Source organism: Couchioplanes caeruleus (assembly GCF_003751945.1).
Taxonomy (GTDB): Bacteria; Actinomycetota; Actinomycetes; order Mycobacteriales; family Micromonosporaceae; genus Actinoplanes; species Actinoplanes caeruleus.
Map to the genome: position 1 here is coordinate 5772022 of NZ_RJKL01000001.1, position 12761 is coordinate 5784782.

Consider the following 12761-nt stretch of genomic DNA (forward strand, 5'->3'; position numbering starts at 1 on the left):
CGTACGGACTCAGGCGGGCGAGCGTCGCCCGGCCGCCTCGGCCAACGCCGCGCTCAAGCCGCGCGAGTGGGTGCCGACCTCGGACCAGCCCGCGGCCAGAGTGATCGGCGTACCGGGGACGAGGACCTGCCAGTTCTCGCCGGCCGCGGCCGCGCTGATCCGGCGTGACACCTCCGCCGCCTGGGCGGCGCCGGCGCCGGGCAGCACCACGACGAACTCGTCGCCGGCGAAGCGGGCCACGAAGTCGCCGCGGCGCATGACCCGGTTGAGGATCCCGGCGATGCGCTGGAGCACCAGGTCACCGCAGTGGCGGCCGTGCCGGGCGTTGACCGCGCTGAAGCCGATGAGGTCGCAGACCCCGATCGCCGCGTGCTCGCCGCGGGCCAGCATCGCCGCGACGTAGCGTTCGAGCTGGCGGCGGTTGGGCAGGCCGGTGAGCGGGTCGGTGAGGGTCTCGTCGCCGTAGCGGCCGACGTCGCGGTGGGTCTCCTGAGCGTCGAGGCGGGCCGAGACGCCGTCCAGGTAGCCGTCGCGGAGCCGGTCGATGCGCTGGGCGGCGAGGCGGAAGGCGTACCGGTCGGCCTTGTGCGCGGCCTCGTGGTCGCCCGCGGCGGCGTGGCAGATGCTGCGCAGGCGGGCCGGTTCGGCGGGCCCGAGGATCTCCTGCGAGACCGGTACGGCGTCGAGTTTGAGCAGCGCCTCGGCGGGCCGGCCGGCGGCGATGTCCAGGCAGACCCCGCCGAGATGGCGCAGGTCGCGGGAGCGGACGCTGTCACCACCGCCGGTGAACAAGCCCGCGACGTCGGTGTCGGTGCTCTCGCCGAGCGCGGCGCGGCGGGCGAGCGCATAGCCGTACACCGGGCGGCTACTAGGCCGCAGGCGGGCGTCGGCACCGGTGGCGACGTACCGGGTGAGCTCGGCGTCGATGTCGCGCAGTACCCGCAGACAACCGTCGGTGTCGCCCTGGTGGTCGAGCGCGACCGCGTTGCGCAGCCGGATGCCGGGGGCGGCGAAGAGCTCCGGCGCCATGCCGCCGGCCGCGCCGACCTGACGGGCCTGCTCGATCGCGGTGAGCGCGTGGCCGTGGAAGCCGAGGTACGAGTACGCCATCGCGAGGTCGTGCCAGCCCCACGCCGTCTCGGCGTCGCCGTCCGTCACGGCCGCGAGGGCGCGGGAGGCCTGGACGAGGTGGGTGACGCCGCGGTCCAGGGCGCTCTGCAGGTGGGCGCCGAGTGCGGCGAAGGCGTGCATCTGGCCGCGCAGATAGGGATCCGAGCTTTCGTGGACGGCGTTGGACGCACTTGTCATGGCGGTGGCGAACTCCGCGACCCGGCCCAGGTTGATGAGCGCTCCGAAGCGCTGGACCAGTGCGTACGCGCGCGTCAGCGGATCGCTGGTGACCTCGAGGACCTTGTCCAGGATGGGCAGCGCCTCGGCGGACCGGCCGCCTTGCTGGAGCTCGCCGGCGCGTCGCAGATCGTCGACGCAATCCGGGAGTTGGTCCAACCACGTCATGGCACCGCCACGGGCATTCAGCTCTCCTGTGTCGGGCATCGATCGGCGACCCGGCCGGCCACCGTCGCGCCACGACGTCCCATGATTATGCCGTGACAGTCGCGCATGAACAGCCCTCCGAAGGCACAGACCGGACGAGGTTGGCACCCGCTCTGACCCGGGCGACGGCACGGCTGGCCGAGGCGGGGGTGGAATCACCGCGCGTCGATGCGGAACTGCTCGCCGCGCACGTGCTGGGAATCGGCCGCGGCCGACTGTTGCTCGTGGACACCGTCCGTGCCGCCGAGCTGCGCCGGTTCGAGGAGCTGGTGGCGCGGCGAGCCCGGCGGATCCCGTTGCAGCACCTGCTCGGCACGGCCGCTTTCCGGCATCTCGAGCTGGCGGTCGGCGAGGGCGTGTTCGTGCCGCGCCCGGAGACGGAACTGCTGGCGGGCTGGGGCATCGAGCACACCGCGCCCGGCGCCACCGTGGTCGATCTGTGCAGCGGCAGCGGCGCCGTCGCGCTCTCCGTCGCGGACGAGTCCGGCGCGGCCCGGGTCGTGGCCGTCGAACGCTCGCCCTCGGCGCTGATCTTCCTGCGCCGCAACGCGGCGGCCTTCCCGGCCGTACGGGTGGTCGAGGCGGACGTGACGGCGCAGGGCCTGCTGCGGGAGCTGTACGGGCAGGTGGACGTGGTGCTGTGCAACCCGCCGTACGTGCCGGACGGCACCGCCGTGCCCCCGGAGGTCGCGGAGCACGACCCGGCCGAGGCGGTCTTCGGCGGCGCGGACGGCCTGAGCGTGATCCGCCCGGTGATCGCCCTGGCCGCGGCGCTGCTGCGGCCCGGTGGGATGGTCGGCATCGAACACGACGACGTGCACGCCGACGCCGTGCCGGCACTGCTGGAGGCGGACGGCCGGTTCACCATGGTCGAGGGCCACCCGGACCTTGCGGGACGCCCGCGGTTCGCGACCGCCCGGCGGGCATGACGGGCATGCCGGGCGCCATGGCAGACTGCTCCTCGTGATGCTCTACGACTGCCGTGCCGTGGCCGAGCGTGATCGCGGCATCGCCGCCGCCGTGGAGGCGGTCAAGAGCGGCGAGCTGGTCGTCCTGCCGACCGACACGGTCTACGGCGTCGGCGCGGACGCCTTCACCGCGCACGCGGTGAACGCGCTGCAGAGCGCCCGCGGCGTCGACCGCCGGGTGCCGCCGCCGGTGCTCGTCGGCTCCCGGCACACCCTGGACGGCCTGGTCTACTCGCTGCCGAAGGCGGCCCGCGAGCTAGCCGACGCGTTCTGGCCCGGCGCCCTGACGATCCTGGTGGAGCACTCGCCGAGCCTGCAGTGGGACCTCGGCGAGACCGGCGGGCGGGTGGCCGTGCGCATGCCGCTGCACCCCGTGGCGCTGGAGGTGCTGCGCGAGGTCGGCCCGATGGCCGTCACCACCGCCAACCGGGCCGGCCAGGCCGCGCCGCACACCGCCGAGGAGGCCCGCGAACAGCTCGAGTACGCGGTCCGCGTCTACCTCGAGGCCGGCGTGGCGCACGACCCGGCGCCCAGCACGATCGTCGACGTCACCGGCGACGTCCCGCGGGTGCTGCGCGCCGGCGCGGTCCCGTGGGAGAAGCTGCGCGACGTGGTGCCGGACATCCTGCCCGCGGGATCCTGACCATGCCGCCGTTCACCGTGCTGCACGTGTGCCTGGGCAACATCTGCCGCTCCCCGATGGCCGAGCGCCTGCTGCTGCTCGCGGCCCGGCAGCGGCTGGCCAAGCTGGACCCCGCCGCCGACCTGGGCGAGCTGCTGCGCAGCGTCAGCGCCGGAACGGGCGGGTGGCACGAGGGTGAGCAGATGAACCCTCCCGCGGCCCGGCAGCTCCGGCTGCGCGGCGGCGCCGTGGACGGCTTCGCCGCCCGCAAGCTGACCGGCGCGCACCTGGTGGAGGCCGGCCTGGTCCTCACCGCGACCGCCGAGCAGAGCGACTTCGTCCGCTCGCTGGCGCCCGGCGCCGCGAGCCGTACGTTCGTCCTCGGCCAGTTCGCCCGACTGCTGCGCGAACTGGACGTCGCGGAGCTACCCCCGGGCGGCACCGACCCGCGAGCGTTCACGGACCGGGCCACCGCCCTGGTCGCGGCCGCCGACCGGCGCCGCGCGGGGGAGGAGCCGCTGCCGGGCGACGACCTCGACGACCCGTGGGGCCGCGGCGACCAGACCTTCCAGCGCATCGCGGACACCATCGACGAGTCGCTGTACGCCCTGGTCGACGCGCTGCTGCCCGCAGCGCCGAGGCCGGCGTGATCGTTGCCGCGGATGCCGCCGGGATCCGCCGCGCGGCAGGGTTGCTGCGCGCCGGGTCGGTGGTCGCCTTCCCCACCGAGACCGTCTACGGCCTGGGCGCCGACGCCTTCTCGGCCCGGGCGGTCGCCGAGGTCTACCGGCTCAAGAACCGCCCGTCGTGGAACCCGCTGATCGTGCACGTGGCCCACGTGGCGGCGGCCAGGGAACTGGCCGCGTACTGGCCACCGGTCGCCGACGACCTCGCCGCGGCGTTCTGGCCGGGACCGCTGACCCTGGTCGTGCGCCGCGCCCCGCACCTCACCCAGGTCGGGGCCGACACGGGCACGATCGCCGTACGGGTGCCCGCGCACGAGGTCGCACTGCGGCTGCTGGAGGCCACGGAGCTGCCGCTCGCCGCGCCGAGCGCCAACCGGTCGGAGAGCATCTCCCCGACGACGGCCGAGCACGTGCTGCGCAGCCTGCCGGACGTGCCGCTGGTGCTGGACGGCGGCCCGGCGTCCTGGGGCATCGAGTCGACGGTGCTGGACGTGACCGGCGAGGTGCCCCGGCTGCTGCGGCCGGGCGCGCTGGGCCTGCGCGAGATCCGCGAGGTGGCCGGGACGATCGCCCTGCCCGACGACGTCGCGGACGGCGCGGCCCGCCCCTCGCCGGGAATGAGCAGGCGCCACTACGCCCCGCGCGCCAAGGTGGTGCTGGTGGACGTGGTGAACCCCGCCGACCTCGACGCGTCGGTGGGCGCCCTGACCTACGAGACCGCGGACGTACCCGGCGCGGAGACCCTCAGCGCCGACCCCCGCGAGTACGCGGCGGACCTCTACGCCGCCCTGCACCGCCTCGACGACGCCGGCGTCACCACGATCCTGGTCAAGACGCCGCCCCCGACCGAGGACTGGCTCGCGGTCCGCGACCGGCTCTCCCGCGCCGCCGCCTAGGAGGCCTCGGCGCCGCGGGCGATGTTGCGGGCCATGCCGCTGAAGATGACGCCGTGGAAGGGCAGGACGCCCGCCCAGTACGCGTGTCCGGCCAGCCCTCGGGGGACGAACAGCGCCCGCTGCCGGTAGACGCTCGTGCCGTCCGGACCCGGGGACGCGGACATCTCGAGCCAGGCCCGTCCGGAAACCCGCATCTCGGCGCGCAGGCGCAGCAGCTCGCCGGGCCTGATCTCCTCCACCCGCCACCAGTCCAGCGCCTCGCCGACGTGGAGGCGGTGACGGTCGCGGCGACCCCGGCGCAGGCCCACCCCGCCGACCAGCCGGTCCAGCCAGCCGCGCACCGACCAGGCGAGCGGGAACGAGTACCAGCCGTTCTCGCCGCCGACCCCCTCGATGACGCGCCACAGCGCCTCCACCGGCGCGGCGACCTCGCGGCAACGCACGTCGGTGTAGATGGTGCCGCCGGACCAGGTCGGGTCGCTCGGCAGCGGTTCGGCGGCCGCGTCCGCGCCGGAGGCCGTGGACCAGCGGGTCTCCACGTCGGCGTCGCGGATCTTGCCGAGGGCGCGCCGGACCGCCTCGTCGAATCCCAGGAACTCGTCCTCCCGGACGAACTCCGCGATGTCGTGCTCGTGGGCGACGGCCTCGTGGATCAGGCTGCCGACCAGGGGCCGGGCGATCGCATTGGGCACCGGGGTGACCGCGCCGACCCAGTGCGAGGAAAGCCAGGGGCTCAGCGGGCGCAGCGGCACGATGATCCGGCGGCGCAGGCCCGCCACGCGGGCGTAGCGCTGCATCATCTCCGCGTACGTGAGGACGTCCGGCCCGCCCAGGTCGAAGCCGCGGTGGACGTCCGGGGGCAGGCCGGCGGCGGCGATCAGGCAGCGCAGCACGTCACGGACGGCGATCGGCTGGATGCGGTTGCGCACCCAGCGCGGCGTCACCATGACCGGCAGCCGCTCGGTCAGATAGCGCAGCATCTCGAACGAGGCCGAGCCGGAGCCGATGATCACCGGCGCGCGCAGCACGGCGGTCGGCACGCCGCTGTCCAGCAGGATCCGCGCGACCTCGGCCCGCGAGCGCAGGTGCGCCGACGGCTTCTCGGCCGGCGGCGGCTCCGGACCGCCCAGATAGAGGATCCGGCGGACGCCTTTCTCGTACGCGACCCGCGCGAAGTTGCGGGCCGCCTCCCGGTCCCGGCGCTCGAAGTCGCGCTGTCCGAGCGAGTGGACCAGGAAATAGGCCACGTCGACGCCGTCGAGGGCGGGGACCAGCGACGCCGGATCGGACAGGTCGCCCTCGACGATCTCGGCCCGAGGTGCCCAGGGAACGTCCCGCAGCCTGGCCGCGCTGCGCGACAGCGCCCGGACGTCGTGGCCGGCGTCCATGAGCCGGGGTGCCAGGCGGCCGCCGATGTACCCGGTGGCACCGGTGACCAGACAGCGCATAACCCACACAGTGCCCCAGGTAGGGGTGGATAAGCCATATGCTCGTATTCCGGCGATGACGCCGACGTGAGGAGCGCGCCATGGACACGTTCTGGGGTCCGGACTTCTCCGCGCTGCGGCGCGAGGACCCCGAGATCGCCGAGGTGATCTTGGGTGAGCTCGACCGCCAGCGCGGCGGCCTCCAGCTCATCGCGAGCGAGAACTTCACGTCCCCGGCGGTCCTGGCGGCCCTCGGCTCGACCCTGACGAACAAGTACGCCGAGGGCTACCCCGGCCGGCGGTACTACGGGGGCTGCGCCGAGGTCGACCGGGCCGAGGAGCTGGCCGTCGAGCGGGCACGGGAGCTCTTCGGCGCGGACCACGCCAACGTGCAGCCGCATTCCGGGGCGTCGGCGAACATGGCCGCGTACGCCGCCCTCGTGCAGCCCGGCGACCCGGTGCTGGCCATGGACCTGCCGCACGGCGGCCACCTCACCCACGGCAGCAAGGTCAACTTCTCCGGGAAGTGGTTCCACCCCATCGGCTACCGGGTACGCCACGACACCGAGCTGATCGACTACGACGAGGTGCGCGACCTCGCCCTGGCGCACCGCCCCAAGCTGATCGTCTGCGGCGCGACCGCGTACCCCAGGCTCATCGACTTCAAGGCCTTCCGGGACATCGCCGACGAGGTGGGCGCGTATCTCATGGTCGACGCGGCGCACTTCATCGGGCTGGTCGCGGGCCGGGCGGTGCCCTCGCCCGTACCGTATGCGGACGTAGTGTCCTGCACCACCCACAAGGTGCTGCGCGGGCCGCGAGGCGGCATGATTCTCTGCCGTGAGAGTCTCGCCGCGCGCATCGACAAGGCCGTCTTCCCCTTCACCCAGGGCGGGCCGCTGATGCACGCCGTCGCCGCGAAGGCGGTCGCGCTGCGGGAGGCCTCGCTGCCCGATTACCAGACGTACGCCCAGCAGGTGGTGCGCAACAGCCAGGCGCTGACCTCCGGGCTGGCCGCCGAGGGCATGCGTCCCGTCTCCGGAGGCACCGACACCCATCTGGCCCTGGTCGACCTGCGCGACCTCGGGGTCAGCGGGCGCGACGCGGAGGAGCGCTGCGACCGTGGGCGGATCACTCTCAACAAGAACGCCATCCCGTTCGACCCGGAGAAGCCGATGACCGCCTCCGGGATCCGGGTCGGCACGCCCAGCGTGACCACGCAGGGCATGCGCGAGGGGGAGATGCGGCAGATCGCCGGGCTGATCGCCGCCGCCGTGCGCGCCGATCCGGCGACGGTCGCGGGCGCGGGCACGCTGCGCGACACCGCGGACGAGGTGAGTGCGCTTGTCCGGCGCTTCCCGGCGTACGCGGGGGAGGGTGTGCCCGCATGACGGAGTCGCAGCCCGCCGCCGCGCGGGAGCAGCGCGGCGATGCCGTGCCCGGGCAGCGGGACACGGGGGAATGGGACGACTTCATGCCCGAAGAGGACGACGAGGACCAGGGGCCGCTGCCCGAGCTGCCCCCGCTTCCCGACGATCCACGGTGGCGGGTCGAGCATCTGCCGCTCCTCACGGCGTTCTCGTTCGCGCTGATGATGTGCGCGGCCTCGGTGGGGTTCCTCACGTCGGGCGTGCCGGCGGCGTTCGGCGCGGTGGCCGGGGTGGCGATCGTGACCGTGAGCTACACCATGTCGACGCTCGTGCTGGCCTGGGCCGACACCGTCCGTCCGGCGCTGCTGATGCCGCTGGGCATCACCACATACGTGGTGAAGTACTCGTTGCTCGGCGTGATCCTCGCATTTGTGATCTCCTCGGAGTGGCAGGGTCGTTCGGCGCTCGGCTGGGGCGTCGTCGCCGGCGTCATGGGCTGGTCGGCCGTGCAGGTCTGGTGGGTGGCCCGCCTGAGCCGCCGTCAGTGATCTTTTGCACCGGCGTCGTGCCACGTCAACGAGCCTTTCGTGGGTTTTGATCCACGAATCGGTGACGGGAAGACGGCAAAGGTGTCCGGTTCTCGCGGAGGGGGAGTACCGTGTCTGGCTAGTTGCGAGACCCCCGACGCCTGGACAACTGCGGTTGTGCGGGGGGTCCCGCTTAGCTTCGCGTTCCTGGCTGATATCTTCATGCCGTCATGGCCGGTCAGAAACCTCCCAACGATTCTCACGGTGACGACGGTCCACCCCCGCCCGACACGGGCATGGGCATGACCGCGGTCGCCTACCTCTTCTCGGGAATGTTGGTCTGGGGCGGGATCGGCTGGCTGGTCGACCACTTGGTCGGTACCAAAGGGATCTTCGCCGGAATCGGCGCGGTCGTCGGTATCGGTGGTGGTGTCTACCTCATCGTGCGCCGTCTCGGCGCCTGACAGGAAAGGGCTACGGTGATCGGTCAGTCGACGGTCCTCGCAGCGGAGTTCCCGCCCAGCGTCGAGGACTTCTACCTGCCCAGCATCCTGCCGTGGGGCGCGCACGACAACTACTGGTTCACCAAGATCACTCTGCTGGTCTGGGTGGCGGTGGCCGCGATCATCATCTTCTTCCTGGTCTCGAACCGGAAGCCGAAGCTGGTGCCCACCAAGAAGCAGTGGCTGGCGGAGAGCATTTACGGCTTCGTGCGCAACAACATCGCGGTCGATATGATCGGTCCGCGTGGTGTGGCCTTCGCGCCCTACTTGACGACGCTCTTCTGCTTCATCCTGATGATGAACCTCTTCGGCATCGTGCCGCTGGTGCAGATCTCACCGAGCTCGCACATCGCGTTCCCGGCGGTTCTCGCGGTGATCAGCTATGTCATGTTCATCTACGTCGGTATGCGTCACCACGGCGGTCTGAATTACTTCAAGCACGCCTTGATCCCGCCGGCGCCGTGGTTCATTCTGCCGCTGCTGATCCCGATCGAGTTCTTCTCGAACTTCCTGGTCCGCCCCTTCTCGCTGGCGGTCCGACTCTTCGCCAACATGTTCGCGGGCCACATGCTGCTGCTGGTGTTCACGCTCGGTGGCTTCGCGATGATCAATGCGAACGCCTGGCTGGCTCCGGTTTCGGTGCTGTCCTGGCTGCTGACCGTGGCGCTGACCCTGCTCGAGTTCCTGGTGATCTGCCTCCAGGCCTACGTCTTCACCGTGCTGACCGCGAGCTACGTGCAGGGTGCGCTCGCCGACGAGCACTGAAAGCTGTCGGAGCTCCAAACCGTTTGTCGTCCCGCGTGATCGCCACGCGAGATACCAGGAGGAATCTGTAATGGGTGTTGACGTTCTTGCCGCAGTTGAGGGCAGCACCGCCGCCATCGGCTACGGCCTCGCCGCCATCGGCCCCGGCATCGGTGTCGGCCTGGTCTTCTCGGCCTACATCCAGTCGACCGCTCGTCAGCCGGAGTCGTCCCGCCTGACCCTGCCCTACGTCTGGATCGGCTTCGCCGTCATCGAGGCGCTCGCCCTGCTGGGCATCGCCTTCGGCTTCATCTGGCAGGGAAGCAACCTCTAAAGCCTTTCCCTCGCTAGGAGGTGTTCATGCTTTCCCTTTCCTATCTGGCCGCTGAGGCCGGAGAAGAGTCCGGCCACAACCCGATCATTCCTGTCTGGCAGGAGATCGTGGTCGGCTCGGTGGCGTTCGCCGTGCTCTGCTTCGTCCTGATGAAGTTCGTCTTCCCGCAGATGGAGAAGACGTTCAAGGCTCGGGTCGACGCGATCGAGGGCGGCATCAAGCGCGCCGAGGCCGCTCAGGCCGAGGCGAACGGGCTGCTCGAGCAGTACAAGACGCAGCTCGCCGAGGCCCGCACCGAGGCCGCGCGCATCCGCGACGAGGCTCGTGCCGACGCCGAGGGCATCCGCCAGGACGTCCTCGCCAAGGCCCGGGAGGAGTCCGAGCGCATCATCGCCGCGGGTCGCGAGCAGCTCGCCGCCCAGCGCGAGAGCATCGTGCGCGACCTGCGCTCCGAGGTGGGCACGCTCGCGGTGGACCTGGCCAGCAAGATCGTCGGTGAGTCTCTCGCCGACGAGGCGCGCAGCCGGGGCACCGTCGACCGGTTCATCAGCGAGCTCGGCGCCGGTACGGGCGGGCGCTGATGGCGACCGTCAACCGGGAGTCGTACGCCGCCGCCGCGGAGAAGCTGACCGCGGGAACGCAGTCGGCCACCGCCGCGCAGCTCGCCACGACCGCCGACGAGATCGTGTCGGTGGCGCGGTTGCTGCGTGGTGAACCGCGGCTGCGGCGCGCGTTGACCGACCCGTCGCGCCCGGGCGCCGAGCGCGGAGAGCTGCTTCGCTCCCTGCTCACCGGCAAGCTCGGCACCGCGGCGGTGGACGCGCTCGTCACGCTGGCGTCCGGCCGCTGGTCGGCGCCGAACGAGCTGCTCGACGCCACCGAGCGGCTCGGCGTCGACACCGTGCTGGCGTCCGCGGAGAAGGGCGGCATCCTGGCCGACGTCGAGGACGAACTGTTCCGGTTCGCCCACGTCGTGGCCGGCAGCCCGAAGCTCGCGGTCACGCTCAGCGACCCGACCGCTCCGGCCGACCGCCGGGCTAAGCTGGCCGAGGACCTGCTGAAGGGCAAGTCCGAGGCGGCGACGGTCCAGCTCGTCAAGGTCGCGCTCGAGGGTTTCGGCGGACGCAGCTTCGAGACGTCGCTCGGCAAGCTGGTCGAGCTGACCGCCGCCAAGCGGGACCGCGAGGTCGCGTACGTGACGGCGGCCAAGGTCCTCGACGACGCCGAGGAGCAGCGGCTCTCCGCCAAGTTGTCCGACCTCTACGGTCGTCAGGTCTCGCTGAAGGTCGCGGTGGATCCGAGCATCATCGGCGGCATCAGCGTCCAGGTCGGCTCCGACCTCTACGACGGCACGATCCTGCGGCGACTCAACGAAGCCCGGCAGGCGTTCGCTAAATAAGTACTTCCCCTCGGCGGCGGTGACGCTACCGAAAGCCCTCGGGCGCGGCGACGCCCCGAGCCGACTAGAGAAGGCAGAGGATGGCCGAGCTGACCATCTCCTCGGACGAGATCCGGGGGGCGCTAGAGCGCTACGTCTCGTCCTACACGCCCGAGGTCTCCCGTGAGGAGGTCGGCATCGTCTCCGATGCGGGCGACGGCATCGCGCACGTCGAGGGTCTGCCCTCGACGATGGCGAACGAACTGCTCGAGTTCGAGGACGGCACCCTGGGTGTCGCCCTGAACCTCGACGTCCGCGAGATCGGCGCCGTGGTCCTGGGTGACTTCGCCGGCATCGAGGAGGGCCAGCAGGTCAAGCGGACCGGCCGCGTCCTCTCGGTCCCGGTCGGCGACGCCTACCTCGGCCGCGTGGTCGACGCCCTGGGCAACCCGATCGACGACCGTGGCGAGATCGCCAACGAGGGCTTCCGGGAGCTGGAGCTGCAGGCGCCGAACGTCATGGCGCGCCAGCCCGTGAAGCAGCCGCTGCAGACCGGCATCAAGGCGATCGACGCCATGACGCCGATCGGCCGTGGCCAGCGCCAGCTGATCATCGGCGACCGCAAGACCGGTAAGACCACGGTCGCGCTCGACACGATCATCAACCAGCGCGCCAACTGGGAGTCCGGCGACCCGGAGAAGCAGGTCCGCTGCATCTACGTCGCCATCGGCCAGAAGGCCTCCACCATCGCCAGCATCCGCGGGACGCTGGAGGCGCAGGGCGCGCTGGAGTACACGACCATCGTGGCTTCCCCGGCGTCCGACCCGGCCGGCTTCAAGTACATCGCGCCCTACACCGGCTCGTCCATCGGACAGCACTGGATGTACGCCGGCAAGCACGTCCTGATCGTCTTCGACGACCTCACCAAGCAGGCCGAGGCGTACCGCGCCGTGTCGCTGCTGCTGCGCCGCCCGCCGGGCCGCGAGGCGTACCCCGGTGACGTCTTCTACCTGCACAGCCGGCTGCTGGAGCGCTGCGCCAAGCTCTCCAACGAGCTGGGTGGCGGCTCGATGACCGGCCTGCCGATCATCGAGACGAAGGCCAACGACATCTCGGCCTACATCCCGACCAACGTCATCTCGATCACCGACGGCCAGATCTTCCTCGAGTCGGACCTGTTCGCCTCGGGTGTGCGCCCGGCCATCAACGTCGGCACCTCGGTGTCGCGGGTCGGCGGTTCCGCGCAGGTCAAGGGCATGCGCCGGGTCTCCGGCCGCCTGCGCCTCGACCTGGCCCAGTTCCGTGAGCTGGAGGCCTTCTCCGCCTTCGCCTCCGACCTGGACCGGGCGTCGCGGGCCCAGCTCGAGAAGGGCGTCCGCCTGGTCGAGCTGCTCAAGCAGCCGCAGTACTCGCCGCTGTCGGTGGCCGAGCAGATCGTCGTGATCTGGGCCGGCACCACCGGCCAGCTCGACGACATCCCGGTCGCCGACGTGCGTCGCTTCGAGTCCGAGTTCCTGGACTGGGTCAAGCGGCACCGCAGCGAGACCTTCACCGCCATCGAGAGCGACGGTCAGCTGAACGACGAGCAGGTCGAGGTCTTCGAGAAGGCCGTGCAGGAGTTCAAGCCGCTGTTCAAGCAGGGCGCGATCACCGGCGGCCCCAACGAGGCTCCGGCGCAGCCGCTCGCCGAGGGCAGCGAGAGCCGCGAGACCGTCACCCGCGAGGTCCGGTCCTCCTCGGACGAGAAGTAAG

Annotated in this window: 14 protein-coding genes; 12 read left to right on the top strand and 2 right to left on the bottom strand. The window is 71.6% G+C overall.

Translation table 11 applies throughout. The features are described from left to right. Positions 1–9: 9 nt before the first annotated feature. The gene (locus EDD30_RS25875) at positions 10–1515 is read right to left on the bottom strand and encodes a GGDEF domain-containing protein (protein ID WP_071803847.1); all 1506 of its coding nucleotides are present in this window, start codon (positions 1513–1515) and stop codon (positions 10–12) included. 92 nt (positions 1516–1607) lie between these two features. On the opposite strand from EDD30_RS25875, the gene prmC reads away from it, so the two are divergent. From prmC to EDD30_RS25895, 4 genes are read left to right on the top strand one after another with little or no spacing between them, the layout of a single operon-like run. Further along, complete coding sequence (prmC, locus tag EDD30_RS25880; protein WP_071803846.1) at positions 1608–2483, top strand: peptide chain release factor N(5)-glutamine methyltransferase; 876 nt, start codon at positions 1608–1610, stop codon at positions 2481–2483. A gap of 37 nt (positions 2484–2520) precedes the next feature. Further along, positions 2521–3165: an L-threonylcarbamoyladenylate synthase gene (locus tag EDD30_RS25885; protein WP_244945647.1), complete on the top strand. Its 645-nt coding sequence runs from the start codon at positions 2521–2523 to the stop codon at positions 3163–3165. 2 nt (positions 3166–3167) lie between these two features. Beyond that, positions 3168–3794 (top strand): arsenate reductase/protein-tyrosine-phosphatase family protein, encoded by a 627-nt coding sequence (locus EDD30_RS25890; protein WP_071803844.1) that lies wholly within the window; start codon positions 3168–3170, stop codon positions 3792–3794. Further along, positions 3791–4726 carry an L-threonylcarbamoyladenylate synthase gene (locus tag EDD30_RS25895; protein ID WP_071803843.1) on the top strand — a complete coding sequence of 312 codons (936 nt, stop codon included), beginning with the start codon at positions 3791–3793 and terminating at the stop codon, positions 4724–4726. Before EDD30_RS25890 ends, EDD30_RS25895 begins: the two co-directional genes overlap by 4 nt. On the opposite strand, the gene EDD30_RS25900 is transcribed toward EDD30_RS25895, so the two are convergent. Beyond that, positions 4723–6174, bottom strand: coding sequence for an SDR family oxidoreductase (locus tag EDD30_RS25900; RefSeq protein WP_071803842.1), 1452 nt, complete (start codon positions 6172–6174; stop codon positions 4723–4725). The two genes, EDD30_RS25895 and EDD30_RS25900, sit on opposite strands and share 4 nt — an antisense overlap. A gap of 80 nt (positions 6175–6254) precedes the next feature. On the opposite strand from EDD30_RS25900, the gene EDD30_RS25905 reads away from it, so the two are divergent. From EDD30_RS25905 to atpA, 8 genes are all read left to right on the top strand, one after another. Beyond that, a complete protein-coding gene (locus tag EDD30_RS25905; protein ID WP_071803841.1) occupies positions 6255–7544 on the top strand; it encodes a serine hydroxymethyltransferase in 1290 nt (429 codons plus the stop codon). Continuing rightward, on the top strand, positions 7541–8071 hold the full coding sequence (locus tag EDD30_RS25910) for a hypothetical protein (protein WP_244945405.1): 531 nt from the start codon (positions 7541–7543) through the stop codon (positions 8069–8071). Before EDD30_RS25905 ends, EDD30_RS25910 begins: the two co-directional genes overlap by 4 nt. 281 nt (positions 8072–8352) lie before the next feature. Further along, positions 8353–8514, top strand: coding sequence for a hypothetical protein (locus EDD30_RS39335; protein WP_170047177.1), 162 nt, complete (start codon positions 8353–8355; stop codon positions 8512–8514). A gap of 15 nt (positions 8515–8529) precedes the next feature. Further along, positions 8530–9318: a F0F1 ATP synthase subunit A gene (gene atpB, locus EDD30_RS25915; RefSeq protein WP_071803840.1), complete on the top strand. Its 789-nt coding sequence runs from the start codon at positions 8530–8532 to the stop codon at positions 9316–9318. A 70-nt stretch (positions 9319–9388) separates the two neighbouring features. Continuing rightward, positions 9389–9631, top strand: a complete 243-nt coding sequence (locus EDD30_RS25920; protein ID WP_071803839.1) for an ATP synthase F0 subunit C — start codon at positions 9389–9391, stop codon at positions 9629–9631. A gap of 26 nt (positions 9632–9657) precedes the next feature. Continuing rightward, positions 9658–10212 carry a F0F1 ATP synthase subunit B gene (locus tag EDD30_RS25925; RefSeq protein ID WP_071803838.1) on the top strand — a complete coding sequence of 185 codons (555 nt, stop codon included), beginning with the start codon at positions 9658–9660 and terminating at the stop codon, positions 10210–10212. Continuing rightward, positions 10209–11030 (top strand): F0F1 ATP synthase subunit delta, encoded by an 822-nt coding sequence (locus tag EDD30_RS25930; protein WP_071803837.1) that lies wholly within the window; start codon positions 10209–10211, stop codon positions 11028–11030. The genes EDD30_RS25925 and EDD30_RS25930 overlap by 4 nt, the downstream gene beginning before the upstream one ends. An 80-nt stretch (positions 11031–11110) precedes the next feature. Continuing rightward, the gene (gene atpA / locus EDD30_RS25935; protein WP_071803836.1) at positions 11111–12760 is read left to right on the top strand and encodes a F0F1 ATP synthase subunit alpha; all 1650 of its coding nucleotides are present in this window, start codon (positions 11111–11113) and stop codon (positions 12758–12760) included. Position 12761: the final 1 nt, after the last annotated feature.

Bases quoted from the DNA above. Each gene is read 5' to 3' on its own strand.
- EDD30_RS25875 (WP_071803847.1), bottom strand. From the start codon at position 1,515: ATGACGTGGTTGGACCAACTCCCGGATTGCGTCGACGATCTGCGACGC.
- EDD30_RS25885 (WP_244945647.1), top strand. From the start codon at position 2,521: ATGCTCTACGACTGCCGTGCCGTGGCCGAGCGTGATCGCGGCATCGCC.
- EDD30_RS25890 (WP_071803844.1), top strand. From the start codon at position 3,168: ATGCCGCCGTTCACCGTGCTGCACGTGTGCCTGGGCAACATCTGCCGC.
- EDD30_RS25900 (WP_071803842.1), bottom strand. From the start codon at position 6,174: ATGCGCTGTCTGGTCACCGGTGCCACCGGGTACATCGGCGGCCGCCTG.
- EDD30_RS25905 (WP_071803841.1), top strand. From the start codon at position 6,255: ATGGACACGTTCTGGGGTCCGGACTTCTCCGCGCTGCGGCGCGAGGAC.
- EDD30_RS25910 (WP_244945405.1), top strand. From the start codon at position 7,541: ATGACGGAGTCGCAGCCCGCCGCCGCGCGGGAGCAGCGCGGCGATGCC.
- EDD30_RS39335 (WP_170047177.1), top strand. From the start codon at position 8,353: ATGACCGCGGTCGCCTACCTCTTCTCGGGAATGTTGGTCTGGGGCGGG.
- EDD30_RS25920 (WP_071803839.1), top strand. From the start codon at position 9,389: ATGGGTGTTGACGTTCTTGCCGCAGTTGAGGGCAGCACCGCCGCCATC.
- EDD30_RS25925 (WP_071803838.1), top strand. From the start codon at position 9,658: ATGCTTTCCCTTTCCTATCTGGCCGCTGAGGCCGGAGAAGAGTCCGGC.
- atpA (WP_071803836.1), top strand. From the start codon at position 11,111: ATGGCCGAGCTGACCATCTCCTCGGACGAGATCCGGGGGGCGCTAGAG.